The sequence below is a fragment of the Actinoplanes cyaneus genome, assembly GCF_016862095.1.
Lineage (GTDB): Bacteria > Actinomycetota > Actinomycetes > Mycobacteriales > Micromonosporaceae > Actinoplanes > Actinoplanes cyaneus.
In genome coordinates this window covers 52891-79643 of sequence record NZ_BOMH01000071.1, presented here as the reverse complement: position 1 = coordinate 79643, position 26753 = coordinate 52891, and the positions used below count along the sequence as shown (strand labels likewise).

25 protein-coding genes are annotated in these 26753 nt (G+C 70.8%); 15 read left to right on the top strand and 10 right to left on the bottom strand.

What is annotated here, in order from left to right:
* Positions 1 to 3 precede the first annotated feature (3 nt).
* A complete protein-coding gene (locus Acy02nite_RS39675) occupies positions 4 to 504 on the bottom strand; it encodes a cupin domain-containing protein (RefSeq protein ID WP_203753488.1) in 501 nt (166 codons plus the stop codon).
* Between the two features lie 274 nt (positions 505 to 778).
* Here Acy02nite_RS39675 and Acy02nite_RS39670 point away from each other — a divergent pair, with 274 nt between their 5' ends.
* Positions 779 to 2338, top strand: coding sequence for a GGDEF domain-containing protein (locus Acy02nite_RS39670; RefSeq protein WP_239175648.1), 1560 nt, complete (start codon positions 779 to 781; stop codon positions 2336 to 2338).
* 7 nt (positions 2339 to 2345) lie between these two features.
* Here Acy02nite_RS39670 and Acy02nite_RS39665 read toward each other — a convergent pair whose 3' ends face one another.
* The 4 genes from Acy02nite_RS39665 to pdxY all read right to left on the bottom strand — a co-directional run bounded on the left by Acy02nite_RS39665 (position 2346) and on the right by pdxY (position 6375).
* Entirely contained in the window at positions 2346 to 3173 is an 828-nt protein-coding gene (locus tag Acy02nite_RS39665) for an SGNH/GDSL hydrolase family protein (protein ID WP_239175646.1), read from the bottom strand.
* A gap of 8 nt (positions 3174 to 3181) precedes the next feature.
* A complete protein-coding gene (locus tag Acy02nite_RS39660; protein WP_203753484.1) occupies positions 3182 to 4183 on the bottom strand; it encodes an SGNH/GDSL hydrolase family protein in 1002 nt (333 codons plus the stop codon).
* Between the two features lie 408 nt (positions 4184 to 4591).
* Positions 4592 to 5242, bottom strand: coding sequence for a hypothetical protein (locus Acy02nite_RS39655; RefSeq protein WP_203753482.1), 651 nt, complete (start codon positions 5240 to 5242; stop codon positions 4592 to 4594).
* Positions 5243 to 5523: 281 nt separating this feature from the next.
* Complete coding sequence (gene pdxY, locus Acy02nite_RS39650; protein ID WP_203753480.1) at positions 5524 to 6375, bottom strand: pyridoxal kinase PdxY; 852 nt, start codon at positions 6373 to 6375, stop codon at positions 5524 to 5526.
* Between the two features lie 335 nt (positions 6376 to 6710).
* Here pdxY and Acy02nite_RS39645 point away from each other — a divergent pair, with 335 nt between their 5' ends.
* From Acy02nite_RS39645 to Acy02nite_RS39625, 5 genes are all read left to right on the top strand, one after another.
* A complete protein-coding gene (locus tag Acy02nite_RS39645; RefSeq protein ID WP_239175645.1) occupies positions 6711 to 9089 on the top strand; it encodes a sensor histidine kinase in 2379 nt (792 codons plus the stop codon).
* Positions 9090 to 9137: 48 nt separating this feature from the next.
* Positions 9138 to 9563, top strand: a complete 426-nt coding sequence (locus Acy02nite_RS39640) for a roadblock/LC7 domain-containing protein (RefSeq protein WP_203753476.1) — start codon at positions 9138 to 9140, stop codon at positions 9561 to 9563.
* Positions 9564 to 9597: 34 nt separating this feature from the next.
* Complete coding sequence (locus Acy02nite_RS39635; RefSeq protein WP_203753473.1) at positions 9598 to 10017, top strand: DUF742 domain-containing protein; 420 nt, start codon at positions 9598 to 9600, stop codon at positions 10015 to 10017.
* Complete coding sequence (locus Acy02nite_RS39630; protein ID WP_203753470.1) at positions 10001 to 10603, top strand: GTP-binding protein; 603 nt, start codon at positions 10001 to 10003, stop codon at positions 10601 to 10603. The genes Acy02nite_RS39635 and Acy02nite_RS39630 overlap by 17 nt, the downstream gene beginning before the upstream one ends.
* A 119-nt stretch (positions 10604 to 10722) precedes the next feature.
* Positions 10723 to 11556, top strand: coding sequence for a glycine betaine ABC transporter substrate-binding protein (locus Acy02nite_RS39625; protein ID WP_307872310.1), 834 nt, complete (start codon positions 10723 to 10725; stop codon positions 11554 to 11556).
* A 45-nt stretch (positions 11557 to 11601) separates the two neighbouring features.
* On the opposite strand, the gene Acy02nite_RS39620 is transcribed toward Acy02nite_RS39625, so the two are convergent.
* Positions 11602 to 11853, bottom strand: a complete 252-nt coding sequence (locus Acy02nite_RS39620; RefSeq protein ID WP_203753465.1) for a hypothetical protein — start codon at positions 11851 to 11853, stop codon at positions 11602 to 11604.
* A 301-nt stretch (positions 11854 to 12154) separates the two neighbouring features.
* Here Acy02nite_RS39620 and Acy02nite_RS39615 point away from each other — a divergent pair, with 301 nt between their 5' ends.
* The 4 genes from Acy02nite_RS39615 (at position 12155) to Acy02nite_RS39600 (ending at position 16530) form a co-directional block, all read left to right on the top strand.
* Complete coding sequence (locus Acy02nite_RS39615) at positions 12155 to 13042, top strand: hypothetical protein (RefSeq protein ID WP_203753462.1); 888 nt, start codon at positions 12155 to 12157, stop codon at positions 13040 to 13042.
* 95 nt (positions 13043 to 13137) lie between these two features.
* Positions 13138 to 14475 carry a glucose/sorbosone family PQQ-dependent dehydrogenase gene (locus tag Acy02nite_RS39610; protein ID WP_203753459.1) on the top strand — a complete coding sequence of 446 codons (1338 nt, stop codon included), beginning with the start codon at positions 13138 to 13140 and terminating at the stop codon, positions 14473 to 14475.
* 19 nt (positions 14476 to 14494) lie between these two features.
* The gene (locus Acy02nite_RS39605) at positions 14495 to 15922 is read left to right on the top strand and encodes a sensor histidine kinase (protein WP_307872309.1); all 1428 of its coding nucleotides are present in this window, start codon (positions 14495 to 14497) and stop codon (positions 15920 to 15922) included.
* Positions 15895 to 16530, top strand: coding sequence for a LuxR C-terminal-related transcriptional regulator (locus Acy02nite_RS39600; RefSeq protein ID WP_203753456.1), 636 nt, complete (start codon positions 15895 to 15897; stop codon positions 16528 to 16530). Before Acy02nite_RS39605 ends, Acy02nite_RS39600 begins: the two co-directional genes overlap by 28 nt.
* Before the next feature lie 332 nt (positions 16531 to 16862).
* Here Acy02nite_RS39600 and Acy02nite_RS39595 read toward each other — a convergent pair whose 3' ends face one another.
* Entirely contained in the window at positions 16863 to 17066 is a 204-nt protein-coding gene (locus Acy02nite_RS39595) for a cold-shock protein (RefSeq protein WP_106318046.1), read from the bottom strand.
* A gap of 420 nt (positions 17067 to 17486) precedes the next feature.
* Here Acy02nite_RS39595 and Acy02nite_RS39590 point away from each other — a divergent pair, with 420 nt between their 5' ends.
* Both Acy02nite_RS39590 and Acy02nite_RS39585 read left to right on the top strand, forming a co-directional pair.
* Positions 17487 to 17687 carry a hypothetical protein gene (locus Acy02nite_RS39590; protein WP_203753453.1) on the top strand — a complete coding sequence of 67 codons (201 nt, stop codon included), beginning with the start codon at positions 17487 to 17489 and terminating at the stop codon, positions 17685 to 17687.
* Positions 17688 to 18041: 354 nt separating this feature from the next.
* Complete coding sequence (locus Acy02nite_RS39585) at positions 18042 to 18254, top strand: cold-shock protein (protein WP_203753449.1); 213 nt, start codon at positions 18042 to 18044, stop codon at positions 18252 to 18254.
* Positions 18255 to 18368: 114 nt separating this feature from the next.
* Here the strand turns inward: Acy02nite_RS39585 and Acy02nite_RS39580 are convergent, their stop codons facing one another.
* The gene (locus tag Acy02nite_RS39580; protein ID WP_239175643.1) at positions 18369 to 19565 is read right to left on the bottom strand and encodes a PP2C family protein-serine/threonine phosphatase; all 1197 of its coding nucleotides are present in this window, start codon (positions 19563 to 19565) and stop codon (positions 18369 to 18371) included.
* A gap of 486 nt (positions 19566 to 20051) precedes the next feature.
* Between Acy02nite_RS39580 and Acy02nite_RS39575 the strand changes: the two genes are divergently transcribed.
* Positions 20052 to 22475 carry a ricin-type beta-trefoil lectin domain protein gene (locus Acy02nite_RS39575; RefSeq protein WP_425548213.1) on the top strand — a complete coding sequence of 808 codons (2424 nt, stop codon included), beginning with the start codon at positions 20052 to 20054 and terminating at the stop codon, positions 22473 to 22475.
* Between the two features lie 62 nt (positions 22476 to 22537).
* On the opposite strand, the gene Acy02nite_RS39570 is transcribed toward Acy02nite_RS39575, so the two are convergent.
* Positions 22538 to 23293 (bottom strand): SDR family oxidoreductase, encoded by a 756-nt coding sequence (locus Acy02nite_RS39570; protein WP_203753446.1) that lies wholly within the window; start codon positions 23291 to 23293, stop codon positions 22538 to 22540.
* Positions 23290 to 24318, bottom strand: coding sequence for a zinc-dependent alcohol dehydrogenase (locus tag Acy02nite_RS39565; RefSeq protein ID WP_239175642.1), 1029 nt, complete (start codon positions 24316 to 24318; stop codon positions 23290 to 23292). Before Acy02nite_RS39565 ends, Acy02nite_RS39570 begins: the two co-directional genes overlap by 4 nt.
* 177 nt (positions 24319 to 24495) lie before the next feature.
* Between Acy02nite_RS39565 and Acy02nite_RS39560 the strand changes: the two genes are divergently transcribed.
* Both Acy02nite_RS39560 and Acy02nite_RS39555 read left to right on the top strand, forming a co-directional pair.
* Positions 24496 to 25821: an ABC transporter substrate-binding protein gene (locus Acy02nite_RS39560; RefSeq protein WP_239175641.1), complete on the top strand. Its 1326-nt coding sequence runs from the start codon at positions 24496 to 24498 to the stop codon at positions 25819 to 25821.
* Positions 25818 to 26750: a carbohydrate ABC transporter permease gene (locus tag Acy02nite_RS39555; RefSeq protein WP_239175640.1), complete on the top strand. Its 933-nt coding sequence runs from the start codon at positions 25818 to 25820 to the stop codon at positions 26748 to 26750. The genes Acy02nite_RS39560 and Acy02nite_RS39555 overlap by 4 nt, the downstream gene beginning before the upstream one ends.
* The last annotated feature ends 3 nt before the right edge of the window (positions 26751 to 26753 follow it).

The window sequence follows — 26753 nt, the reverse complement described above, 5'->3', positions numbered from 1 at the left end:
CGTCTAGGTGTTCAGCCCGTAGCGTTCGACGATGCCGGGCAGCCACTCGGGGTCGCCGAACTGCAGACCGTAGCGCTCCGCGAGGTCGTCGCCCTGCCCGGCCGCGGGGCCGGCCGCGATCAGCTCCGCCACCTCACGGAAGAAGTGCTCGAAGCCGGCCGGGGTGATGATCTCGATCATCCGGGCGGGGACCGCGCCGGCGTTCCACATGGCGTGCAGTTCGCCGCGCGGCTTGGTGATGTAACCGCCCGGTCCGAGCACCACCTCCCGGTCGCCCGACCGGAAGCCGATCTCGCCGTCGAGGACGATCGAGTACTCGTCCTCCCGGGTGTGCAGATGCGGCGCCACCAGCGCGCCGACCGGGAACGGATGCTCGACGACCGCCAGCGCTCCGCCGGTGTCCTCGCCCCAGAGTTTGAAGTGCACGCCGATGTCGCCGAGCTCGCCCACGCGCCCGCCGCCCGGCTGCACCACGGTCAGCGGCGGCGGCTCCGATGTCGTCATGCGACGTGCTTACCGCATCCGGGGAGTCGCCTGCCAGCCAATTCGGGCTGCCGGCCCACGCCGCCGACGCCGTGTGCCTCGGCGTCCCTGCGCGCTCCCGGGGGCGATCCCCGGTGGCGCCCGCGCGGAGCGGCCGTCGAGCAGCGGAGCGGCGCGACGTGGTGAGTCCGCTGCCGCTGTCCCCGGCGCCGGGCCGATCGGCTTCCGGAGGGCGGACGCCTCACATCGGGCGCGGATCGGCCGAACCTAGGGCCATGGGAAACGGGGTTTGCCGATGAACCGCTTGCCGGTGCTGGTGTCACCGTACGGTCCCTTTGCCGACCTCGCGCTGCACGTGCACGATCTGACCATTCGCGGTCACCACACCGAGACGCTGCACGCGGCGGACGAGGCCGAGGCGATCACGCTGGTGCTCGGCGACCATCGCACCCACCGGGTCAGCCGGCTGGGCCGGATGTACGCGCTGAAGTCGCTCGGCCGGCTGGACGAGGCGCTGCGCATCGCCGAGGACCTGATCGCCGACCAGGCCCGGCTGGGCGGCCCGAAAGCCACCGACGCCAAGATCATGGCGGACGCCGCCGAGGTGCTGATCGACATGGGCCGGATCGACGACGGCCTGCACTACGTCGCCCGGGCGATGGCCGTGCTGGACGTGGCGCCGCGCAAGGGTCTGCGCTACTTCTCGGCGATGGCCTCGCTGGCCCAGGCGGCCCGGGTCGCCGAGCTGTTCGAGCTGGCCGACGACGCGATGCGCCGGTCGATCGAGGCGTTCGACCCCACCGACGACGTGTACCGGTCGGCCGCCGCGCTGACCCAGGCCGAGCTGTGGCTGGAGTGGTCCCTGCGGCTGGATCAGGTGGGCCGGGCCGAGGAGGCCGCGAACCTCGTCGGCAAGTGCACCGCGGCGCTGGAGTACTGGATCGACCAGGGCATCGACTCCCCGCTCGCCAGCGCGCTGCTGGCGGTCTGCCACGCCAAGGCAGAGCGGATCAAGGAAGCGCTCACGCTGGTCGAGGACCTGCTGCCGGCGATGCGCGCGGCCGAGCAGAACCACGAGTCACGCCTGTTGCACCTCGCGAACGGGCTGGCCCTGCGCGCGAACGGTGAGTGGCGGGCCGCCCGCCGCGAGTTCCGGGCCGCCGTGGAGCTCTCCGTGCTGCGGTCGCAGCGGCTGCTCTTCCAGTACGAGTTGACGATCACGGCCGCGCTCGAGTTCCCGGGCGAGGTCACCCACGCGGTGCTGGAGTCGCTGCGCGAGCATGTCGAGGCGCTGTGGCAGCTGCGGCTGGACCGGCGCACGATGCTGCGGCAGGCGTACCGCCGGGTCGAGCTGGAGGCCGCGCGCACCACCGCCGACCTGGCCGCCACCTCGGACGCGCTGACCGGGCTCGGCAACCGGCGGATGTTCGACCGCCGGATCAGCACGGTCACGACCGGCGGCTCGCTGCTGCTCATCGACGTGGACCACTTCAAGGAGATCAACGACCGGTTCTCGCACGGCGTCGGTGACCGGGTGCTGGGCGAGATCGCCGCGGTGCTGCGCTCGCACTGCCGGCACGACGAGGTGGCGATCCGCTTCGGCGGGGACGAGTTCGCGGTGTTCCTGTCCGTCGGCGAGGAGGAGGCGCGGCAGGTCGCCGAACGGATCCGCCGGGTCATCCTGGCCCGCGACTGGAACACGATCATGCCGGGGCTGAGCGTGACGCTGAGCATGGGCGTGGCGGCGTGCCGGCCCGGCGAACCGGGCCGGGATCTCTACGACCGCGCGGATGCCCACCTCTACGTCGCCAAGCGCGGCGGCCGCAACCAGCTGGCCGCGGCCGCCGCGGCGTGAGAAGGACCTACTTCAGGTACGCGGCGAGCGGGATGCCCTGCTCGCGCAGCGCGGTGGCGATGAGGCCGGCGATGCGTTTCGCCCCGGCCGCCTCGAAGTGGGTGTGGTCGTTGCAGAAGAACGCGCCGACCGCCCCGCTGGTGTAGTCGCCGTTGTTCGGGCACAGCCGGAGCGAGTTGTAGAGCGCCACGCTCCGGGCGTGCAGGTCGATCACCGGGACGCCGTTGGCCGTGGCTGCGGCTTTCGTCTCGGTGACGAAGCCGCGGTTGCCGACGGCGGTGCTGCCGCTGCAGGTGATCGCGGCGACCGGCGTGACGAAGATCGGATGCACGCCGCGCGCCTTGGCCGCCGTCGCCATCACGCCGAGCAGCTCCTTGAACCGGGCGCTGCCGACGTGCCGCGGGCAGGCCGGGTCACCGTCGTTGATGCCGAACTGGACGATCAGGTGGTCGCCGGCGACGAAGCCGTTCAGCACCGCCGTCCACCGCGAGCTGTAGGCCGTCGAGCTGAGCGCGCACTCCCCGGCGGCGTTCTTGGTGCCGGTCACGTTGCCCTCGTACAGCCAGGTCTGGATGCTGCGGCCGCCGACGGCGCTGTTCTGCACTGTCGCGCCGGTGGTCAGGTACGACCCGAACTGGCTGCCCCAGCCGATCGGGCAGGAACTGGCGTTCATCATCGTGGAGTCGCCGGCCATCCACACCTTGACGGGCGCGGCAGCGGTGGTGGCGGTGCCGGTGCGGCACATCGCGGCGGCCGGTTGCGCGGTGACGACACCGGAGGCGCCGGCCGCAACGGTCAGGGCGGTGGCGGTCAGGATCGCGAGGGAGATCTTCATGGGGGCTCCTACAGACGCGCGCTGATGATGGGGGCGAGCCGGTCGGCGATTGCCTGGTGGCCCTTGTCGTTGGGGTGCACGGAGTCGCTGAGCCCGTCCGCCGGCAACCATCCCGTGGTGTCCACGTAGAACACCCCGGCGTCGCCGGCGGCGTTGCGCGCCTGGACCGCGGCTTGCGTCTGCGCGGCGTAACGGCCGATGAACGTACGCAAAGCGAAGATCTTGGTGGTGGGGAACGTGGCCCGGATCCGGGTGAGGAAGGCGATGTACTTGGCCTGGAAGTCCGCGTTGCTGACGCCGTGGCTCTTGTCGTTGGTGCCGAGGTTGATCACCACGCCGTCGGCCGTGTAACGGCTGAAGTTCCACAGGTCGGTGCCGGCCTGGCCACCGCTCGACATCCAGTAACGGGTCTCGTGCGCCCAGCAGCCGTCGGCGGTCTCGGACAGGCACATGCCGCCGATCGCGATCTGGGTGTGGTCGTAACCGAGCTGTTCACCGGCCTTGAAGCCGTAATCGGTCACCGCGAGCTGGCTGCTGGTCGTGCCGGCCGTGATCGAGTCGCCGACGAACTCGACGAGTCTCGGGCGGGCCGGCGCCTTGACCGTGCGCGCACCGGCGTCGAGCGTCAGGCCCTGGAAGACCGCGTCGCCGGTGTAGGAGCCGGCCACCTGGCGGTAGCTGACGATCAGCGTGTGGGTGCCGGCGGCCAGCGCGGCCGGGGTCAGGTTGATCGTGCCGGAGCCCTTGAACGCGGTGAACGGCTTGCCGTCGATGCTGGCCCACAGGTCGACGGTGTTGCGCTGCCGGAGCTTGACGGTCCTGCCGGTGAAGCCGGTCCGCAGGTACGCGCCCGCCCAGTAGGGCACGTACGCCGCGGCGTTGGACTTGTTCCAGCGGCCGACGAAGCTGAGGTTGGGATCGGTGGGGGTGCCGTCGCCGGTCGCGGCCAGGACTGGAGCGGGGATGAACCAGCCGGTCAGGGTGAGGGCAAAGGCCAGGAGAACTCGCATGCGCTGCCTCCTCAGGGGATGGGGGTTATTGATGCTAATCGATTCCATTGCTCGATGGGAGCGCTCCCGCGTAACATCGGGGCAATCTCGCATCAATGTCGAATCGCTTCGACGGCCGACGCCGCGCCGGCCCCGCTACCGTGCCGCGCCGCAGCGCGACTCACGCTCGCGAGCTGGCGTTACCGACGGCCGACAACCACGGTGAGCACCAGCCGGCACGCTCGCGCCGATGCGACGCCGGGATGGAGTGGTGTCACCGCGACCGGTCATCGCTGCCGGGCGTTCCCGCAGCCAGGAGCGCATGCGGAGGGCGCCGGAGCGGGGTCAACCGGGGAAACCGCGACGGATGCGGCTGCCGGAGTGGGGTCGACCGGGGAAACCGCGACGGATGCGGCTGCCGGAGTGGGGTCAACCGGGGAAACCGCGATGGAGCGGGCTGTCCGGGGTGGGGGCCGGCGGGAGTTCCACTGTGGTGGTGACGCGGACCAGGGCCGGGAAGTGTGGCGTCGAGCCGAAACCGAACCTCACCGGCGGGTCGACGGCGGTGAGGTGGCCGAGGTCCACGCCGTCCAGCGTCCCCGCCGCGGTGGTGATCCGGTGCAGGTCCTGGGCGGCGTACCATTCGCGGCGGCCGTTTCCCGCGCTCCCGTAGGTGCGCACGCCCTGCAGGAGCCGCGCCGGCGCGCCGATCAGCCGCACCCACCACAACCGCCGGGCCAGCGGCGGCGGAACGGCACGCAGGAGACCGCCGAGCGCACCGCGCCCGCCGACGGTGAACCGCAGGGTCAGCGGCCCGGCCGTGACGGTCCATGCCGGCCCGTGCCGTCGCACCGCGGTCGGCACCACGTGCACCTGGTCGAAGGAGTAGGTCGCGGCGATGAACTCGGCCACGTCCGCGGCCGGCGCGAACAGCACCCGCCGCCCGTCCCGGTGTTCGACCATGACGTCGCTGATCGGCCCGAACGGCGACTCCGGCCAGTGACCGACCACCAGCCGCGGCCCGCCGGTCAGGCCGAGCCCGGCGATCCACCCGTCGAACCGCAGCCGCATCTGATCCACGGCCCACTCATACCCGATCCGGCGCCGGACGACCATCACCGCGAGCCGTTCACGCGGGACTTCGCCGACCGGCGAACGGCCGGGGCCGCCGTTCCGGACCCCGGGGGCACCGGCATGCGGTCAGGACCGGGTGCGCTTCCGGTTGCGGTCTTTCCAGGGCCGATTGCCGTACGGCCGCAGCCCACCCTTGATCTTGGGGGTGAACCCGGCTCGGCCGAGGTCGCGCCGCCGGGCGGGCGGAACCCCAGGCGGCCGCGAGGACAGCGGCCAGGGCCGAGGAGTCAGCGCACCTGGACGGCCTTGAACTGCATGCGCGGGGTGGCGTAGAACTCCTGCGCCTGCACCAGCTGGAGTTCCCGCTCCCCGGAGCGGTACGTGGTCTCGATCAGGTCGAAGACGCTCGACGCGGTTCGTTCCAGCGCCACCGCCGCGTCCCCGGTCCGGACGTAGTGCGCGGTGAACAGCGCCGCCGTGACGTCGCCGGACCCGTTCGCCTTGAACGGCAGGTGCGGGGTGGTGACGATCCACGCCCCGGCGTCGTCCACGACCAGCATCTCGATCGTGCCCTCCTCCCGGTCGGGCCGTTCCACGCTGGTGACCAGCACGGTCGAGGGTCCCATGGCGCGGGCCAGGTCGGCCGAGACGAGGGTCGACTCGACGCTCGCCGGCTCGGTGCCGGTCAGGAAGCCCAGCTCGAACTGGTTCGGGGTGATGATGTCGGCGACCGGCACGACGCGGTCGCGCAGCAGGACCGGGATCTCCGGCGCGACGAAGCAGCCGGACTTGGCGTTGCCCATCACCGGGTCGCACGCGTAGACGGCCGACGGGTTCTCGGCCTTGACCCGGCGCACGGCGTCGATGATGACGTCGGCGATGCCGGTCCCGCCCTGATAGCCGGAGAGCACGGCGTCGATCTGCGGGAACACTCCCCGCTCCTGGACGCCGAGCAGGATCTCGGCCACGTCCGCGGGTGGGAGGAGCGGCCCCCGCCACGCGCCGTAGCCCGTGTGGTTGGAGAAGTTCACCGTGGGGATCGGCACGACCTCGACACCGATGCGCTGCAGCGGGAACACGGCAGCGGAGTTGCCGACATGGCCGTGCGCGACGACCGACTGGATGGACAGAACCTTCATCACCCCAGCCTAGAGACCTGCTCGCGCCCCGGAGCCGCGGCTGTCGGCATTGTGTGACGGGCAGCAACTGAGAGCGCTCCCACGTGACCATGGGTGACCGGGCCGAGCTGCGAAGACCGCCGTTCACGCAAACTTCGGTCCGCGGTGTTGACCATCGAGGACAAAGGGCAGATCCTATTGCGGCGATCATGGAGGATCGGCCCTCGGGTCCGCATCCCGCGCTGCGTCGCCTCCCTACTTCGCATCATCGACGTCAAGGCATTCCCGTAGTGATATCGACTGTGCCCGCCGGCCGTGACCGCGCCGGGCCGGCAGTCGACAGAGGAGCTGATCGCTTGTCCGTCCACGCCGAGGACGCCGAGCAGGCCGGACCGGGCGCGGAGAAAACGCCCGTCCCCACCCCCGGCGACCTGATCCGGGCATTCTGGCGGCGCCGGACCGGTGGCACGATCCGCCGGCGCGTGGTCCGCACCCTGGCCCTGCCGGTCGCGACCACCCTGGTGCTGCTCACCATCGTGGCCGTCGGCGAGGTCGAGAACTTCCGGACGGCGTCCGCGACCGCCAAGGCCGTCCGCATCGACCTCGCCGTCCAGGAGCTGGTCCAGGGCCTGCAGACCGAGCGTGGCCTGGCCGCCGGCCTGCTCGGCGGCAACGACGGGTTCAGCACCGAGCTGCAGCGGGCCCGCAACGAGGTGGACCTGCGCCGCGAGGAGGTGGAGCGACTGACCGCCGGCGGCGGCGAGGTGGCCGACCGGGTCGCCGGCGCGCTGCGCGCGCTGGACGGCCTGACCAGCGTCCGGGCCGGCACCGACACCGGCTCCGGCAAGCGGATCCCCACCGTCGCCTTCTACACCCAGCGCATCGCCGACCTCGGCGGCCTCGACCTGGATCTGGACAGCACCGGCGACGAGGAGCTGCGCCGCGGCGCGGTCACGCTGGAGGCGCTCGGCGACGTCAAGGAGGCCACCTCCCAGGAGCGGGCGTTCCTCAACACGGTCTTCTCCGCCAGCGGTTTCAAGCAGGGCGAATACCTGCAGTTCGTCACGATGCGCGCCGACAAGGACGCGGCGCTGAAGACCTTCGACCGCTACGCCGACCCGCTCGCCCAGGCCGGCCGGGACTACACCCTGGACACCGGTGCGGCGCGCGAGGCGGCGTACTTCGAACAGCTCGCCCTGGCCTCCGGGGACGGCAAACGCCTGACGGTCGACCCGCAGTCCTGGTGGTCCGCGCAGACCACCGTGCTGGGCGACATGCTGCAGCTGGAACACCACGTCGGCTCCGTCATCGCGGCGCGCGCCTCGACCCTGGAGGACGACGCCTCCGCCCGGATGGGCGCGCTGATCGGCGCCGTGCTGCTCTGCCTGGCCGGCTCGGTCTGGCTCGCCACCGTCGCGTCGAAGTCGGTGGCCCGGCCGCTCGCGGTGCTGGCCGGGGAGGCCAACCGGCTCGCCGGCGAGCAGCTGCCGGAGGCGGTCGAGCGGGCGTCGGCCGGCGCCAGTACCGACCCGCCCGCCCCGGTGCTCGTGCCGCGCGGCGCCAGCGACGAGGTCCGGCTGGTGGCCGACGCGTTCGACCGGGTGCAGGACACCGCGTACACCCTGGCCACCGAGCAGGCGGTGCTGCGCCGCACCACGGCGGAGTCGCTGGCCAACCTCGGCCGGCGCAACCAGAACCTGCTCCGGCGCCAGCTCGCCTTCATCACCAAGCTGGAGCGGGAGGAGTCCAGCCCGACCGGCCTGGCGAACCTCTTCGAGCTCGACCACCTGGCCACCCGCATGCGCCGCAACGCCGAGAGCCTGCTGGTCCTGGTCGGCGCGGCGAGCCCGCGGCAGCTCGCCGAGCCGCTGATGGTGCCGGACGTGATCCGCGCCGCGGTCTCCGAGGTCGAGGAGTACCGCCGGGTCACCCTGCGCCGGGTGGACGACGGGCTGGTGGCCGGCTCCGCGGTCAGCGCCGTCGCGCACATGCTCGCCGAGCTGATCGAGAACGGTCTGTCGTTCTCCCCGCCGGACATGGACGTGGAGATCCACGGCCGCCGGATCGGCACCGGTTACCTGATCGCCATCACCGACCAGGGCGTCGGCATGACCCCGGACGACCTGCAGCGGGCGAACGCGCGACTGCGCGGCGAGGGCGACTTCATCACCGCGCCGGCCCGATTCCTGGGCCACTACGTGGTCGGCCGGCTGGCCCAGCAGCTGAACATCGACGTGCAGCTGACCCCGTCGCCGGTGACCGGCGTGACCGCGCGGATCACGCTGCCCGCCGAGATCCTGACCGACCAGCCGGCGGTCACCCCGTCCCGGCCGGCCCGGCAACCGGCGCGGCAGGTCACCGCCACCGCGGAGCCGGCCACCGCCCTGCGGCTGCCCGCGGCCGAGCGGGAGCCGGTGACCGGCACGGTGCTCACCGCCGATCGGGCGCTGGAGCCCGCGGCGATCGACTACGTGGTGGTCGACGGGACCGTGCCGTCCGGGTCCCCCGCCTCCTCGCTCTCTTTGGGGGAGGACGACGCGCCGCGTACGCCGAACGGCCTGCGCAAGCGCATTCCCCGCGCGCAGCGTGGCCAGTCGCGGGCGGACGTGCCCAGCACCGCGCCGGCCGACCGCCCGGCCCCGGTCGCGGACTCGGCGGAGGCGGTGCGGGACCGGCTCAACGCCCTGCGCGGCGGCATTCAGCGCGGTAACGCCGAGACAGCGCGGTCATCGTGACCGGAGTTGGAGAAGTGGCCCGTTGGCAGCAACCTGGAAAGAAGAACAATGAGCGTTGACACCTCGGCGGACCGGCACCAGTTCAACTGGATGCTCGGCAACTTCGTGCACCAGACGGACGGCGTCCGGGACGCCGTCGCGGTGTCCTCCGACGGGCTGCTGATCGCCGGCTCGGACGGGCTGAACCGGGCCGAGGCCGACCAGCTGGCCGCCATCGTCTCCAGCCTGGCGAGCCTGGCCCGCAGCGCCTCCCGCCGGTACGACTTCGACGGCCTCAAGCTCATCATGATCGAGATGCATCGGGGCTTCCTGCTGGTCTCGGTCATCTCCGGCGGCAGCGTCCTGGGCGTGGTGGCCGGCAGCGAGGCCGACCTGGGCCTGGTCGGTTACGAGATCTCGCTGCTCGCCGACCGGTTCGGCACCCTGCTGACCCCGGCGTTGATCGCGGAGTCCCGGCAACACCTGCCCCGATGAGCGAGCTCGCGAGCGCTGCAGCGGAGGTGGCGGCATGACCGGCCAGTCGTGGGGCTCCGAGGAGCCCGGGGCTTTCCCGTACGCCGGTAACCACCGGCCGTCCAGCGGGCTGCACTCCGGCGACCTGGACGAGGATCCGGTGATCCGCCCGTTCATGCTCACCAACGGGCGTACCCAGCCGATGCAGGACGGGCTGCGGGTCGAGACGTTGCTGCGCGCGGCACCGGCCGCCCTGTCCGCCCCGTTGCGCTTCGAGTCGCGGCGCATCGTCGAGCTGTGCCAGGAGCCGCGCTCGATCGCCGATCTGTCGGTGGCGCTGCGCGCGCCGCTCGGCGTGGTCCGCGTGATCGTCGCCGACCTGATCACCCAGAGCTTCCTCGACGTGGCACCACAGCCCGAGGAGCTCTCCACCAGTTTGATCGAAAGGATCAGGGATCGTGTCCGGGCGCTCTAGCGAGCCGTCGGCAGCGCACCCCATCGCTGTCAAGATCGTCATCAGCGGCGGCTTCGGGGTCGGCAAGACCACCTTCGTGGGCGCCATCTCCGAGATCGAGCCGCTGGTCACCGAGGCCGAGATGACCGAGAAGTCGATCGGCATCGACGACACGTCCGCCGTGTCCGAGAAGACCACCACCACTGTCGCCCTCGACTTCGGCCGGATCACCCTCGACGACGCGCTGCTGCTCTACCTGTTCGGCACCCCCGGGCAGGACCGCTTCGCGTTCCTCTGGGACGACCTGGTCACCGGCGCGCTCGGCGCGATCGTCCTGGTCGACACGCGGCGCATCGAGGACTCGTTCCCGGCCATCGACTACTTCGAGGAGCACGAGATCCCGTTCATCGTCGGCATCAACCGGTTCCCCGGGGCGCAGAGCTTCTCCCCGGCCGAGGTCCGCGACGCGCTGGGCATCAGCGCGGGCGTCCCGATGGTCGAGTGCGACGCCCGCGACCGCGAGTCGGTCAAGGGCGTGCTGGTCTCGCTCACCGAGGAGGTTCTCGCCAAGCGCACGAGCCGGGAGCGGGCGGGGTCGGCGTGGTGAGGCGCGGACTCGCCCGGGCGCTCGCCGTCCTCGGGCTGGTGGCGCTCGCCGGCTGTTCGGGCAGCGAGGCGGCGATCACCCCACCGCCCGGCGTGCCCGCCCAGGCGAGCTGCGGCAGGGTGAACATGGTGCTCAACCCCCGGGCCGGGTACGCGGCCGACGCCGCCGTCGTCGGTTACCTGCTCAGGACGGAGCTCGGCTGCGACGTGAAGACCGTCTCGCTGACCGAGACCGCGTCGTGGGCGGGCCTGGCCGACGGCAGCATCGACGTGATCCTGGAGAACTGGGGCCACGACGACCTGAAGCGTAAGTACATCGACGGCCAGAAGGTCGCCGTCGAGCTGGGCCTGACCGGCAACAAGGGCTCCGTCGGCTGGTACGTCCCGTCGTGGATGGCCGACGAGTACCCGGACATCACCGACTGGACCAAGCTGAACAGCCGCGCCGAGCTGTTCCGGACGTCGCGCTCGGGCGGGAAGGGCCAGTTCCTCGGCGCCGACCCGTCGTTCGTCACCAACGACGCCGCGCTGATCAAGAACCTCGAGCTGGACTACACAGTGGTCTCGGCCGGCAGCGAGGAGAAGCTGGTCGCCGCGTTCCGCCAGGCGCAGAAGGACAAGAAGCCGCTGCTGGGGTACTTCTACGAGCCGCAGTCGATGCTGCCCGACCTCGAGCTGACGCACATCCCGCTGCCCGCCTACAAGCCCGGCTGCGACACGATCGTGGACGCGGTGGCCTGCGACTATCCGCCCTACGAGCTCGACAAGATCGCCCGCAAGGCCTTCGTCGACTCCGGCTCCCCCGCGGCGACCTTCATCAAGAACTGGACCTGGAGCAACGCCGACCAGAACGAGGTCGCCAGGGACATGACCCAGAACCGGCTCTCCGCCGACGACGCGGCCAAGAAGTGGGCCGACGCGCACCGCGAGACCTGGGAGACCTGGCTCCGCTGAGCCGATGCCGCACAGGCCGCCCGCCGGGCGGCCTGTGCGGCTGTGTCACCCGGCGGCGTCGAGCTTGGCCTGCAGGCTCTCCCGGCGCTGCGTGAGCACGTCGATGACGGCCTCGTTCTCGGCGATGCCGGTCAGTTCGGTGGCGAGCTCCTCGTTCTCGACGAATCCCTCGGATTCGTCGCCGTCCTCGCCGCGGCGCGCCTGCGCGTCGGTGTCCAGGCGGCGGAGCTCGGCGATCTCCGCATCGAGATCCTTGATCTGCTGGCGCAGCTGGTCCGGGGTGATGGCATCGGTCATGGGCACATCCTAGGAACGACCCGGGGCGGTGCCGACGAGTCGTTGTTCACAGATGATCTTCACGACGCCGCCGCCCGCAGCGCGCCGGTGAGGCACGTGGTCAGCGGCGGCCCGCCGTTCGCCGGGATCCGGCCCGGTTCCGGCGGATGTCCGGTGTTGTCCGGTGCGGGCTCCGGACACGACGCCACCAGCAGGGCCGACAGCCGGATCGTCGGGAGTTGCCGGGAATCGGGGCGCGCGGGCGTGATTTCCCTTTTCCTTTTCGTGCGTCGCGGAACCGCGCGCCACGGAAAGGACACCGATGAGAAAGCACCGCCTGCTGGCGGCGGCCGTCACGATGCTGTGCCTGGCCGCCTGTTCCGGAACCGACGGGAAACCGGCGACGGGGACAGACCCCAAGCCCGCGTCGTGGCCGCAGCCGGTCGGCGGCAGGCTGACACCGCAGATGTGCGACCTGCTGACCCCCGACGACTTCGCCGCGTCCGGGGTCACCGCCCTGAACTGGGAGGACCGTAAAGCGTCGGAGTCGCCCGAGCCGAGCTCGCTCTCCTGCCACGCGCTCGGCGGCCACTGGCTCTCCCTGGCCCTGCAACCCGATCCCGAGTCGGCGCACCTCTCCTACCAGCAGAATCTGGCCGACCACCGGCGGCGGGTGAAGAACAGCCAGCTGCAGGAGAACGGCGTCCCGGACGCCGACGAGAGCTGGTTCGACGTCTCCGACATCGACGGCCACGATCTGTGGGTACGCCGCGGTGCCCTGCTCGTCGGGCTGAACATCGGGTTCCTCCACGACGACCAGGACTTCGACGCCCGCAAGGCCGCCGCGACGCTGGTGTCCACCCTGCTGCAGCGCATTCCGGAGGTCGGGAAGAACGCCACCGGGAAGCCGCACGAACTGGTCCTGCGCGCCGACAGCAAGGACGTCAAGACGGCGCGCGTCCAGTACACCGACCCGATCACCGGTGAGGTCAAGGAGGAGGACGTCAGCCTGCCGTGGGAGTACCGGGCCAAGTTCCCCTGGTTCGGCTCGCGGGGCGTACGCATCGTCTTCAGCGTCTACAACCTGACGCCGAAGCTCCCGCCGCCCGCGGTCACCTGCTCCACCGTCGTCGACGGCGCGCAGGTCGCCACCCGGACGTCGACGCTGACCGGTGCCGACTGCGCCCACAACCACAAGGACGGCGCCTAGCCGCCGAGCACCACCGGGTCCGAGGCTCGACGGGGCCTCGGCCGCGGTGGGCGGCCGGACCGGTTGACCGGGCATGATCGGGGTATGCGCGCCTGATGCGCAGACTTCTGGCGGCCGCGGCGGCGACGGCCGCCCTGCTCACCTGCTCGACCGCGGCGCCGGCGACGCCCGGCTTCACGCTGCGGGTGCTCGCCTCCGGGTTGCAGCATCCGTGGGAGGTGCTGACCGGGCCGGACGGATGGCTCTGGGTGACCGAGCGCAGCGGCCATCGTGTGCTCCGCATCGACCCCGGCACCGGCACGACCCGCGTGGCGGCGACCGTCACCGAGGCGATCGGCGGGCTGCGCGGCCAGGACGGGTTGCTCGGCATGGCGCTGCGCCTGCCGGACGTCTACCTCGCGTACAGCTACGACGCCGACCCGTCGCCCGCCGTGACGGAGCAATTCAAGATCGCCGATTTCCGGTACGACGTGACGACCGGCACCCTGCGTCACCACGCCGATCTGCTGACCGGGTTGCCGGCCAGTCCCGACCACGACTCCGGCCGGCTCGTACTCGGGCCCGACGACAAGCTGTACTACACGATCGGCGACCAGGGAAACAACCAGTTCGACCGGTTCTGCCTGCGCAACCGTGCCCGCGACCTGCCGGCCGACGCGCGGGACCGGTCCGCCTACCAGGGCAAGGTGCTGCGGCTCGAGCGCGACGGGACGATTCCGCGGGACAATCCGGTGCTCGACGGCGTACGCACCCATGTCTGGTCCTATGGGCACCGCAACGCGCAGGGTCTGGTCTTCGGGCGTGGTCGTCTCTACTCCAGTGAGCAGGGGCCGAAGACCGACGACGAGATCAACGAGATCCGGCCGGGTGGCGACTACGGCTGGCCGCGGGTCGCCGGGCGCCGCGACGACAGGGCCTACCGCTTCGCCGACTGGTCCGCCTCCGCGCCGGCACCCTGCTCGTCACTGACCTACAGCGACTACGTGATCCCGCCGTCGGTGCCGACCGCCGCCGAGAGCAGTTTCACGAGCGCGGCGTACACCGAGCCGCTGCGCACCGTCGGGACCGTGCCGGACGGGTACGACTTCCAGGATCCGCGATGTGCCGGCGACGCGAACATGTGCTGGCCCACGGTGGCGCCGTCGAGCCTGGACTTCTACGACGCGCCCGGGATCCCGGCCTGGCGTGGGTCGCTGCTGATGCCGGCGCTCAAGGACGGGACGGTGTACCGGTTCCCGCCGGGCGGGGACGGCGATCCGGTCGCCGAGCTGCACACCGTCGATCGTTACCGGGACGTCGCGATCAGCCCGGACGGCCGTACCGTCTACGTGGCCACCGACCCGTCCGGCAGCGTCCTGGGGCGGGACGGGCGGCCCACCACCGAGCTCGAACACCGGGGCGCGATCCTGGCCTTCCGGCCGCACGCCCGGTAGAGCCTACATCCAGTAGAGGATGCGGCGCGGCGCGCCGGGCGCCAGCGGTGCGGTCACGTCGATCGGGTCGGGCGTCACCCAGCCGGAGATACCCCGAGGTGACGGCCTCTACCGGTTCCGCCCGGAGAAGGCAGTCACCCCACCGGGCGGGGTGGTCGCGCCGCCGCGCGATGATGGGGGCATGACGCTGCGGGGCCGGTTGCGCACCGGTGTGAGCGCGATCGTGGACGCGCTGTTCGCGATCAGCCTCGCTCTGCTCAACGCGCCGGTGCTGATGCTCTGGCTGGCCGGGCTGGTGCTCAGCCCCGTTCCGGTGCTCGGCGCCGAGTTGCTCGCGGTGGCCACCACCGTGGTGCGCTGGCGTGCCGACCTGGAGCGGCGCCTGAGCACCCGGGCCGGCCTGCCCATCCGCCGCCCGTATCTTCCCGCGCCGGCCGACGCCGAGGTGGGCACCGGCCGATGGCTGCGGTGGATCATCACCGACCCGGCGACCTGGCGCGACGCGGCCTGGCTGCTGCCCGGCGCGCTCGTCGCGGCGGCGCTCGGCCTCATCGTCGTGGCGATCACGGCGTACGGGCTGGTGGGGGTCCTGCTGGTGCCGTTGTGGCTGCATCTGGGCGGGCTCTGGTTCGGGTACGGCGTGTTCTGGCCGACGGCGAATCGCGCCGAAGCATGGCTGGCCCTCCCCCAGGGTCTGGCGCTGCTGCTTCTCGCCCTGATCCTGGCACCGCTGATCCGGAGGGTGCACGTCAGCTTCGCGCGGCTGTTCCTCGCCCCGACCCGCTCGGCCGAGCTGCGGCTGCGGGTGGCGCACCTGACCGTGACCCGGGCCGACGCGATCGACGCGCAGGCGGCCGAGCTGCGCCGCATCGAACGTGACCTGCACGACGGCGCGCAGGCCCGGATGGTCGCGGTCGGCATGACGATCGGGCTGGCCGAACGGCTCGTGCGCCGCGACCCCACCGCCGCACTGAAACTGCTCGCCGAGGCCCGGGCGGCCAGCACCAGCGCCCTGGTCGACCTGCGTCACCTGGTCCGCGGCATACACCCTCCGGTGCTTGCCGAGCGCGGGCTGGAGGGCGCGGTCCAGGCGCTGGCGATGCACCTGCCGGTGCCCACGGCCGTCCGCTCCCATCTGCCGGGGCGTCTCGACGCGCCGCTCGAGTCGGCGGTCTACTTCGCGGTGGCCGAGGCGCTGGCCAACATGAGCCGGCACAGCGGCGCCAAGTCCGCATGGGTCTCGCTGTCGCACGTGGAAGGGGTGCTCGCGGTGGAGGTCGGCGACGACGGCAATGGCGGCGCCGACGCCGGGCGCGGCACCGGTCTGCACAGCATCGAGCGACGGCTGGGCGCGTTCGATGGCACGATGGCGGTCTCGTCCCCGCCCGGCGGTCCCACCGTCGTCACCATGGAGTTGCCGTGCGCGTTGTCATCGCCGAAGACCTGACCTTGCTGCGGGACGGGCTCACCCGTCTCCTGGAGGCCTTCGACTTCGAGGTGGTCGACGCCATCGACAACGGGCCGGCGCTGCTGCCCGCGCTGCTGCGCCACCGGCCGGACGTGGCGGTCGTGGACGTGCGGCTGCCGCCCACCCAGACCGACGAGGGGCTGAAGGCGGCGATCGCGGCCCGCGAGCGGATTCCGGGCCTTCCGGTGCTGGTGCTCTCGCAGCACGTCGAGCCGCTGTACGCGCGGGAGCTGCTCACCGACCAGGCCGGTGGGGTGGGTTACCTGCTCAAGGAACGCGTCTCCGACGTCGAGCAGTTCGTGGCCACCGTGCAACAGGTCGCGGCCGGTGGCACCGCCTTCGACCCGGAGGTGGTCGCCCAGATGCTGGCCCGCCGCGAGCCCCTGGCCGGGCTGACCGCCCGTGAGCAGGAGGTGCTGCGGCACATCGCCGAGGGCCGTTCGAACGCGGCGATCGCGGCCCGGCTGTTCATCACGGAGAAAGTGGTCAGCAAGCACATCAACAGCATCTTCGCCAAGCTCGGGATGCCGCCGTCCGACGACGACAACCGGCGGGTCATGGCCGTGCTGAAATACCTCGACGCCTGACGACGCCGGAACCGCCGGGCGCGACTACCGCGACGTGAAGGGGTGGCGGAGGCGATGCATCGCCTGCTCACCGCGGTCGGAGGTGGGTAGCACCGGCGACAGGTCGTCAGCGCCGGCGGGAGCCAGGAACGGGGTCACGCCTCCGGCGGTCGCGACCGGGGACCGGAAACGCGAGAGGCCGGAGAGCGGGCGGGAAACAGATGCGTGCGATGCCGTGCTGATCGTCGTCATACAGCCCTTCCTTGAAACAAACATGGTGTGAACAATTGCTATTGATGGAACGCCAACGGCGGCTCGCTGAACCAGTCGAGCCGCCGTTGGTGGTGTGTGGATCAGATCACGCGGATGTTCTCCGCCTGCGGACCCTTTTGACCCTGGGTGATGTCGAACTCCACCCGCTGGTTCTCGTCAAGGCTGCGGAAACCGCTCGCCGAGATCGCCGAGAAGTGGGCGAACACGTCGGGGCCGCCACCATCCTGACTGATGAAGCCGAAGCCCTTGTCGCCGTTGAACCACTTCACGGTGCCTGTAACCATGTCTTTGTCCTCGCAAGCTGCCGGAATCCACACTGTGCGGATTCTCCCGCCGCCGAGTTGATCACCCGCGTCGAACCGACACGGAAAACGAAAAAGCGCCTGGAAGGGCTCAGATAACCCATCAGGCGCCGAAAACGTCTACGGAAATCAAAACTGCAACGAGGGAACCGTAGCACAGAAATCCGGCTGCGCCCCGGAACCACGCCGCCGGTCGCCGGCCCGGGGAGATCGGCGTCCTTGTCGGCGCCGGTCCCCCACCGGGGCAGCGACACACCCGGCGAGGGCGGCCCGGGAGTAGGCTGAGGAGGTTTCGAGGTGCTGCGGAAACCACGATCCCCTCGGCTCCTCGATTGCCCCGGCTCCTCGATTGCCTCATCCCATTCCCTCAGGCCGTCGCCCTCCACAGGAACGAGTCGCCTCATGCGCTATCTCAGCGACGTCAATCTGCGTGCGGTCCTGAGTGTTCTGGTGGCCCGCGAGGGTGGAACGGTGGACATTTCCAACGCGGATCTGTATGCCGCGATGCTGCCCGCCGACGGACGCGGTGAGGGATTCGCGATAGAGGAGACGGCCACGGGGATCCGGATCTCGCTGGCCACGGGCACGCCTGATGCTCAATGAGCCGGCACTGAGCCGCCAGGTCACTCAGGGATCGCGCGGCACCGAAGCCTTACGCCTCGTGCCCGCGCCGACCCGCCGTGTTCGCCGTGGCGCCGCCTCGAACGGGCGGCGCGTCATCGACCGGGTCGCCCCGCCTGGCGGCTTGCTCACCCCTCACACTACTCGCGCCGGACACGACCGAACCTGAGCAGATTTCGCATCGTCCGGTTCACCATATCTGGCACCTGACAAATGGTCCGCCCGTGCTAGCGTCGTTCTGGTGCCACTCATTTTCACTTGATTCTGGATGCCGCCTTCACCATCGGCAGCACGCGAGAATGCCCGGTGCAGTCTCTACGAATGCCAGGAGTGATCATGGCTTCCGGAACCATGAAATGGTTCAGCGCCGACCGGGGGTTCGGATGGATCACCCGCGATGACGGTGGCTCGGACGTCTTCGTCCACTTCTCCGCCGTCACGGGGCCCGGCGCCCGCGGCATCGAGAACAACCAGCGTGTCGAGTTCGACCTCGCTCATGGCACCAGGGACGTCCACGCGGTCAACGTCCGCCCCCTCCGGTCATCATGATCTCGCGCGGAAGTGCAGCAGCACCGGCATGATCTCGGCGCGGCACCGCGGGCCGCACGGGCGGGCACCGTGGTCACTGCGTGCGCCGCGACCCCGGAACCCGGCTGGCCGGAGTCACGGCGGGCCGGCCACCGACGGCGTCCCCTCCCCGATGGTCAGCGCGATCACCGCCACGTCGTCGTCGACCTCAGCGAACGTGGTGAGCAGGCCGGCGAGGGCGTCGACGGCCGCCGCGGCGCTGGTCCGGCCGCGGTCGCGCACGAAGTCCAGCAGCGCCTGGTCGCCGTAACGCCCGCCGGTCCGCGTCCGCGCCTCGGTCAGCCCGTCGCTGTAGAGGATCATGGTGTCGCCCGGCTCCAGCATGATCGTGCGGCTCACCAGGCGCGGAGCGGGCAGGATGCCGATGAGGGTGCCGCCGTCGGTGGGGTGGTAGGCGGCGGACCCGTCGGCGCGGACCACCAGCACCGGCGGGTGGCCTCCCGAGGCGATGGTGGCGGTGTAACCGCTGCCCCGCCGTTCGAGGATGCCGAAGATGACGGTGCAGTGCCGGTGCTCCGGCCGGGCATAGTCCTGGTAGACGACGGCGTTGAGGTTGCGCAGGACGGCGACGGGCTCGCTGTCGTAGACGGCCGCGGCCCGCAGGGTGTACCGGGCGGCCGCGGTCACCGCCGCGGCGGCCACCCCCTTCCCGCGGACGTCACCGAGGAAGAATCCCCACCGGTCTCCCGGGAGCGGGAAGAGGTCGTAGAAGTCTCCGCCGACCTCGTCGGCGGAAGCCATGTGGTAGAGCGACGCCGTGGTCATCCCGGGCGGAACGGCCAGGGACGCGGGCAGCAGACTGCGCTGGAGTCCGCCGACGAGCAGGCGGAGCCGGTCACGTTCCCGATCCGCGGTCCGGCGGGCCTCGAGCAGCTCGTTCTCGTACGCCCGGCGCTCCCGTGCGTCGAAGACGGTCGTGCGGATCAACAGGGGTGAGCCGTCGCGGCCGGTCTTGACGACGGAGGTGATCAGCGCCGGGAACACCGTTCCGTCACTGGCACGCATCTCCACGGCGACGCCTTTGACCTCGTTGCGCAATCGCAGCAGCGGCGCACAGTGGGCCTCGTGGTAGAGGCGGCTGCCGGGCGTGAGCAGCTCGCCGAAGCGCCGCCGGCCGACCAGGTCGGCGCTGTCCTCAACCAGCCAGGCGAGCAGGGTGGCGTTGATCTTGGCGATCGTGCCGTCCAGCAGGGTGGAGACGAAACCGCACGGCGCGTTGTCGTAGAGGTCGTCGAGGTCGTCCTCCAGCAGCGCCGGGAAGGGAACTCCCACCGTCTCGGGGTGGACCGCAGGCCGGTGCTCGCGAGCTGCCCGGCGAGGCAGCGGCCACACTAGGCGCCTGCGCAATCGACGTCCTGACGGATAGATCGGTTCACCCTCCGAGTCTCGCACGGGACTCCGCGCGCCACCGGCGAGGCGGGGCCGGTCGGCACGACCACGGGTAGCTCGGAGCCGGGACAGCGAGGCCGGTCGGCGACTTTTCCGAAGAGACCCGGATAACGGTTTCCCGCCTCCCATTTCCATTTCCCATACGGTAGATGGCATTGACGCACACCGCTTGACATACATCACACGTATAACTTATGTTTCAGCTTCATTAAGCGCGCTGAATGCCAGCGATTCAACCTGCGGCTTTCCCGCATCGCGCAGGCCGTCACCGCACGGCGGAATCGGACCTCGGCGCGTACCCGGAACAGTTTCCATTCTCCTTACCTCGGGGCCGGCATTGCTGATCGACGGCACGGAAGGAACGCTTTCATGAGGTCTGACACGGCACCACGCCGCACCCCGGGCCGGCCGGCCTGGCGCCGGATGGCCGGCATGATGGCGACCGGCGCGCTGCTCGCCGCCGGTGTGCAGCTGACCGCGGTGACCCCGGCTCTGGCCGCCACCTCGATCACGATCAACGGGTCGTCCGGTGGCCGGACGTTCGACGGGGTGGGCGCGGTCAGCGGCGGAGGGGGCAACAGCCGCCTGCTGATCGACTACCCCGAGCCCCAGCGCGGCCAGGTCCTCGACTATCTCTTCACGCCCGGATACGGCGCCGCGCTGCAGGTCCTCAAGGTCGAGATAGGCGGCGACACCAACTCCACCAGCGGCGCCGAGCCCAGCCACGCGCACTTCCGCGGTGATCTCGACTGCAACCGCGGCTACGAGTGGTGGATCATGGAGGAGGCCAAGCGCCGTAATCCCGCCATCAAGCTGATGGGCCTGCCGTGGGGCGCGCCCGGCTGGATCGGCAACGGCACCTTCCTCTCCAGCGACCTGACCGGCTATCTGCTGTCCTGGCTCGGCTGCGCCAGGCAGCACAACCTGACCATCGACTACCTGGTGCCGGCGCAGAACGAGCGGCAGTGGAACGCCGCCACGACGATCGCCGTCCGCAACGCGCTCGACGCCAACGGCTACGGCAGCGTCGGGATCGAGGTCGCCGAGGACTGGACCTACTCTCCGGCCGACCAGTTCGCCGGCAACCCGGCTCTGCGCGACGCCGTCGACGCGATCGGCGTGCACTACTCGTGCGGATACCTCTCGGACCAGAAGACCTGCAACTCCTCGGCCACCGCCATCAACTCCGGCAAGGCCCTGTGGTCCAGTGAGAACGGCTCCCAGGACTACAACGGCGGCGCGAAACCGCTCGCCCGGGGCATCAACCGGGCGTACCTCGACGCCAAGATGACCGGCTACATGAACTGGGACCTGGTGGCCTCCACCACTCCGAACAACCTCTGGTCCACGGTGGGCCTGGTGCTGGCGAACCAGCCGTGGTCGGGCTACTACGCGGTCGGCAAGGACGTCTGGGCGATCGCGCACACCACCCAGTTCACCGCTCCCGGCTGGAAGTACCTGGACGCCTCCTCCGGTTACCTCGGCGGGAACCGCAACAACGGCAGCTACGTCACGATGAAGTCGCCGGACAACGCCGCCTACAGCATGATCGTCGAGACGATGGACGCGTCCGGCGCGCAGACGCTCGATCTCGGCGTCACCGGCGGGCTGCCCACCACCGGGCCCGTGCACGTGTGGGCGACCAACCTCAACTCCAGCAACCCGGCCGACTTCCTGGCCCGCCAGGCCGACATCACCCCGTCCGGCGGCCGGTACTCGCTGACCGTGCAGCCCGGATACCAGTACACCGTCACCACCACGACCGGACAGGGCAAGGGCACCGCCACCAGCCCGGCCCAGGGCTCCCTCGGGCTGCCCTACACCGACGACTACGAGAGCTACCTTGCCGGGCGCGAGGCCAGGTACCTGATGGACATGCAGGGCGCCTTCGAGGTGGCCGCCTGCGGTGGCGGTCGCGCCGGGAAGTGCGTCCGGCAGGCCAGCACCCAGGCGCCGATCACCTGGAAGACGCTGAGCGACCCGTACGCCGAACTGGGCAGCACGACCTGGAACAACTACACCGTGCAGTCCGACGTCATGCTGGAACGCTCCGGGTACGTCGAGCTGCTGGGCCGCGTCGGCGGGCAGGAGCTGATGAACCCGGGCGCGCTGAACGCCTACCACCTGCGGGTCAGCGACAGCGGCGCCTGGTCGATCCTGCGCACCAACACCTCCGCCCAGACGACCACGCTGCGCAGCGGCACCACCACCGCGCTGGGCACCGGCCGCTGGCACACCCTCGCCCTCGGCTTCTCCGGCGGCACCCTGACCGCCACCGTCGACGGCACCGTGGTCGGCACGGCGAGCGACTCGGCCTTCGGCGCGGGCCTCGCGGGCCTCGGCACCAGCCAGGGCCAGACCGCCCAGTTCGACAACCTGCGGATCACCGGTGGCACCGGCGGTGGCACGTCACTGGCGCTGCGCAACGCCAACGCCGGCCGATGCCTGGACGTCCCGTCCAACGCCCAGACCAACGGCACACAACTGGCGTTGTGGGACTGCAACGGCGGCGCCAACCAGCAATGGACCCTCACCACCGGCAAACAGCTCCAGGTGTACGGCACCAAGTGCCTGGACCCGGGCACCTCCGGCTCGTCCCCGGGCAGCAGGACGGTGATCGCGGCCTGCACCGGCGCCACCGCTCAGCAGTGGAACGTCAACCCGGACGGCACCGTCACCAACGCGCAGTCCGGTCTCTGCCTCGACGCCAGCAGCGCCGGAACCGCCAACGGCACCGCGGTCATCGTCTGGACCTGCAACGGCGGGGCCAACCAGCAGTGGACGCGAAGCTGACCCGCGGGACGGCCACGATCGCGGCGGGCGCCGGTCGGCGCCCGCCGCGTCGGCCGGGCAGGTCAGCGCCCCAGCCAGCCGCCGTCCACCGGGATGATCGCCCCGGACACGTAGTCGGCGGCGGACGAGCAGAGGAAGACGGTGGCCCCCGCGAGGTCGTCGGACCGTCCCCACCGGCCGGCCGGGATCCGGTCCAGGATCGACCGCGACCGGTCCGGGTCGGCGCGCAGGGCAGCGGTGTTGTCCGTGGCGATGTAGCCCGGCGCGATGGCGTTGACGTTGACGCCGTGCAGGGCCCATTCGTTGGCCAGCGCGCGGGTCAGTCCGGCGATGCCGGACTTGGCGGCGGTGTAACCGGGCACGTTGATCCCGCCCTGGAAGCTGAGCATGCTCGCGGTGAACACGATCTTCCCGCTGCCGCGCGCCAGCATCGGCCGGGCGACCGCCTGGGTGAGCACGAACTGACTCGACAGGTCGACCTCGAGCACCCGGTCCCACCACTGCAGCGGGTGTTCCGCGGCCGGGGCGCGCTCGATGGTTCCGGCGTTGTTGACGAGGATGTCGGGCGCGCGCCCGGCGAGCTCACCGGCCAGTGCCAGCGCGGCGTCGCGGTCGGCGAAGTCCACCGCGCGCGCCTCGAAGGAGCGGCCCAGCGCGCGGACCGACTCCCCCACCTCGTCGCCGGCCCGCGCCGACGTGCTGACGCCGATGATGTCGGCTCCCGCGGCGGCGAGCGCCTCGGCCATCGCCCGGCCGATGCCCCGCCGGGCGCCGGTGACCACCGCCAGGCGGCCGGTGAGATCGAACAACCCGCTCATGCCCGCACCTGCCCGGCGACATCCACGAGAACCTTCATGGCACGACCGGCCGCGAGCTCGTCCATCGCGGCCGCGGTCTCCTCCAGGGCGACCACGTGCGAGACGAGGGCGTCCACCGGGATCCGGCCCTGTCGCAGCAGGTCCACCGCGCGATCGAAGTCGGACCGTTGATACACCCGGGCGCCGAGCAGGCGCAGCTCCCGCCAGAACACCCGCTGCAGGTCGATCTCGCGGGCCGCGGCGTGGATGGCGACGATGACGATCGTGCCGCGGACCCGGGCCAGTGCGGTGGTGGAGCGCGCCGCGGCGGCCGCGCCCGACACCTCGAACACCACGTCGGCGCCGACGCCCCCGGTCCAGCGTTCGACCTCGGCCGGCACGTCGATGGCGGACGGGTCGACGACCGGGAAGCCCAGCTCGGCGATCCGGCTCCGGCGGGCCGCGTCGGTCTCGGCCATCAGGACGTGGGCGCCGGCATCGCGGGCGACACCGGCGATCAGCACGCCGATGGGACCACCGCCGAGCACGACGGCGTGGTCGCCGACCTGCAGCTCGGAACGCCGGACGTCGTGCACGGCGACCGCGACGGGCTCGACGAGCGCGGCGGTGCGCAGATCGAGGCCGGGCGGCAGCGCGACGGCCAGCGACGCCGGCACGTTCCACCGCTGCTGGAGGCCGCCGGGCGAGTCGATGCCGACGAAGACGAGATTCTGGCAGATGTGCTGGTGGCCGGCGAGGCAGGCGGCGCAGGTGCCGTCCCAGGACAGCGGCATCACCGTCAGCGGATCACCCACCGCCCAGCCCTCGACCCCGGCGCCGACCGCGGCCACCGTGCCGGACGTCTCGTGGCCGAAGACCAGTGGAGTCCGCACCCGGGCGTCCATGTCACCGTGCGCGATGTGCAGGTCGGTCCCGCACAGGCCGCAGTAGGCGACGGCGATCTGGAGCTCGCCGGGACCGGGCGGCGCGACGTCCACCGTCACCGTCTCGAGCCGTCCCTGGCCGACATATGCCGCACCCTTCATCGGGCGTCCTCGCTCTCTCGGGGTTCAGTGCTCTCTGGGGAATCAGTGACCCTTGCAAACATCATACGTATGCTCTTATATTTCGGGCCGATGAGAAGCGCGTCAATGGGGCGGACTGACAAGGACATAGACATGGCTGGAATCGCACGAGCCCGACACACCCGTCGACCTATGTGGATGATGGGCGTCGCAGGCGCCATCACCGTCGCCCTCGCACTCGCCGGCTGCGGCGGGAACGACGGCGGCTCCGCGGCGGACACCTACGGCTTCACCCAGGCCACCCAGGACGACAAGGCAGAGATCACGGTGTGGGTCGACGCCGACCGCTCAGGCGCGGTCGACGCGTTCAAGAAGGCCAACCCCGGCGTGCCGGTCAAGGCCGTCACCTACGACGGATCGGCCAACGGCTCCAACTCGTTCCGTACCAAGATGCAGCTGTTCGATCGCGCCGGCAGCGGCTGGCCGGACGTGGTGTTCTCGACCCAGAACAACGACGCGGCGTGGGCGAGCCAGAAGAGCAACGGCAAGCCGGCCTTCGCGGCGGTGCTCGACGGCGGTCTGGTCCCGAAGGCGACGCTCGACGGCTTCACCCCCGGGTCGCTGAACCCGTGCACCGTCGACGGCAAGGTCTACTGCCTGCGCAACGACCTGGCCCAGGCGGTGCTCTGGTACAACAAGGAACTGCTCGACCAGTTCGGCTACCCGGTGCCCGCCACCTGGCAGGACTACCAGGCGCTCGGCGAGAAGGTGGCCCGCGAGCACCCCGGCTACATCATCGGCACCGTCGGGGACGCCTGGACCCCGGAGGTGTTCTTCTGGGGCAGCAAGTGCCAGGCCAACAACATCACCGGGCCGAAGTCCGTCACCGTCGACACCACGAGCCCGCAGTGCACGCGGGCCGCGTCGATGCTGGACACGCTGATCAAGAACGGCACCACACCCACCATCAGCGTCTTCACCCCTGAGTTCGTGAAGAAGTACTCGGGCAAGGTTCTCGCCATGCCCGGACCGGCCTGGTACGCCGGAGCCATCTTCAACAACCCCCAGTCCCTGAACGTCCCGAAGGGACAACTGGGCGTCGCCGCCCCGCCGGCGTGGCAGGGCGAGCCCGCGGTGACCGGCAACGTCGGCGGCGGAACCTGGTTCATCAGCAGCCACTCCAAGAACCTCAAGGCCGCCGAGAAGTTCGCGGAGTTCGTCACGACCGCCGACGACTACCAGGTGAATCTGGCACCCGGTTATCCCGCCTACGCGACCGCCGCCGCCAAGTGGGTCCAGAAGCAGGAGTCCAGCGCCTACTACGCCACCGATCTGCAGGCGATCGTCAAGGCCGGCACCCAGATCTGGGACGGATGGGGTTCCGGGCTCTTCAGCCAGGAGGCGATCTGGGCCAAGACGATGACCCCGGGAATCGCCGGCGGCAAGAGCCTGGTCGATCTGCTGCCGGAATGGCAGACCGCGATCAAGAACCAGGCCCAGGTCGACGGCTACACCGTCAAGTGACGACAGTGGACGAGGACGCCCGGCGTACGGTGACCCCCCACCGCCCGCCGGCCGTCCGGCGCCCCGGCGACGTCCGGAGCGCGACGAGTTACGCCTTCATCGCGCTCTACGTCCTGCTGACCGTGGCCTTCGGGATCCTGCCCATGCTCTACGCCGTCTACCTCGCGTTCACCACCGGCGAGGGCGGCTTCGCCGGACTCGCCAACTTCACCAGGGTGGCCGGCGACTTCCGCTTCCTGCCCGCCGTCGGGCACGTCGCGTTCTACCTGCTGCTCTGGCTCGTCTCGCTGGTCCTGCTGGTGACACTGCTGGCGCTGATCGTGCACACGATCCGGTGGCGCTGGCTCAGCGGCACGCTGCGGTTGATCTTCTATCTGCCGGGCGCGCTGGCGGGCGCGTCGAGCGTCCTGCTCTGGCTCTTCGTGCTCGACCCGACCGCCAGCCCGGTCGGCGGCCTGCTCCGCAGCCTCGGCCTGGCGAGCTTCGTCCAGGTGATCATGCCCGCGCACCTCCCGCCGATCTTCGCCATCATCGCCTTCTGGGCCGGCGCCGGCGGCTGGATCGTGATCATGTACGGCGCGCTCAACAACATCAGCCCGGACGTCATCGAGGCGGCCCGCATCGACGGCGCCGGCACCCTGCAGATCGCCTGGCGGATCCAGCTGCCACTGCTGCGCAAGTGGATCTCGTACATGGGAATCATGTCCCTGGCGGCCGGCACCCAACTGTTCGTCGAGCCACAGCTGCTGTCGCAGGCGAGCAACGCCGTCGTGCCCAACGACTACTCACTCAACCAGCTCGCCTACCAGTACGCGTTCCAGCAGAACGACTTCAACGGAGCCGCGGCCATCTCGCTGCTGCTGCTCGTCGTCGCCCTCGCGCTGTCGGCGTTCTTCGTGCTGCGCGGCGGACTCTTCGAGACGGACTGAGCC

Bases quoted from the DNA above. Each gene is read 5' to 3' on its own strand.
- Acy02nite_RS39675 (WP_203753488.1), bottom strand. From the start codon at position 504: ATGACGACATCGGAGCCGCCGCCGCTGACCGTGGTGCAGCCGGGCGGC.
- Acy02nite_RS39575 (WP_425548213.1), top strand. From the start codon at position 20,052: ATGAGGTCTGACACGGCACCACGCCGCACCCCGGGCCGGCCGGCCTGG.
- Acy02nite_RS39635 (WP_203753473.1), top strand. From the start codon at position 9,598: ATGACCGGCCAGTCGTGGGGCTCCGAGGAGCCCGGGGCTTTCCCGTAC.
- Acy02nite_RS39570 (WP_203753446.1), bottom strand. From the start codon at position 23,293: ATGAGCGGGTTGTTCGATCTCACCGGCCGCCTGGCGGTGGTCACCGGC.
- Acy02nite_RS39620 (WP_203753465.1), bottom strand. From the start codon at position 11,853: ATGACCGATGCCATCACCCCGGACCAGCTGCGCCAGCAGATCAAGGAT.
- Acy02nite_RS39585 (WP_203753449.1), top strand. From the start codon at position 18,042: ATGGCTTCCGGAACCATGAAATGGTTCAGCGCCGACCGGGGGTTCGGA.
- Acy02nite_RS39670 (WP_239175648.1), top strand. From the start codon at position 779: ATGAACCGCTTGCCGGTGCTGGTGTCACCGTACGGTCCCTTTGCCGAC.
- Acy02nite_RS39610 (WP_203753459.1), top strand. From the start codon at position 13,138: ATGCGCAGACTTCTGGCGGCCGCGGCGGCGACGGCCGCCCTGCTCACC.
- Acy02nite_RS39665 (WP_239175646.1), bottom strand. From the start codon at position 3,173: ATGAAGATCTCCCTCGCGATCCTGACCGCCACCGCCCTGACCGTTGCG.
- Acy02nite_RS39605 (WP_307872309.1), top strand. From the start codon at position 14,495: ATGCGGCGCGGCGCGCCGGGCGCCAGCGGTGCGGTCACGTCGATCGGG.
- Acy02nite_RS39560 (WP_239175641.1), top strand. From the start codon at position 24,496: ATGATGGGCGTCGCAGGCGCCATCACCGTCGCCCTCGCACTCGCCGGC.
- Acy02nite_RS39595 (WP_106318046.1), bottom strand. From the start codon at position 17,066: ATGGTTACAGGCACCGTGAAGTGGTTCAACGGCGACAAGGGCTTCGGC.
- Acy02nite_RS39660 (WP_203753484.1), bottom strand. From the start codon at position 4,183: ATGCGAGTTCTCCTGGCCTTTGCCCTCACCCTGACCGGCTGGTTCATC.
- pdxY (WP_203753480.1), bottom strand. From the start codon at position 6,375: ATGAAGGTTCTGTCCATCCAGTCGGTCGTCGCGCACGGCCATGTCGGC.
- Acy02nite_RS39565 (WP_239175642.1), bottom strand. From the start codon at position 24,318: ATGAAGGGTGCGGCATATGTCGGCCAGGGACGGCTCGAGACGGTGACG.
- Acy02nite_RS39615 (WP_203753462.1), top strand. From the start codon at position 12,155: ATGAGAAAGCACCGCCTGCTGGCGGCGGCCGTCACGATGCTGTGCCTG.
- Acy02nite_RS39640 (WP_203753476.1), top strand. From the start codon at position 9,138: ATGAGCGTTGACACCTCGGCGGACCGGCACCAGTTCAACTGGATGCTC.
- Acy02nite_RS39590 (WP_203753453.1), top strand. From the start codon at position 17,487: ATGCGCTATCTCAGCGACGTCAATCTGCGTGCGGTCCTGAGTGTTCTG.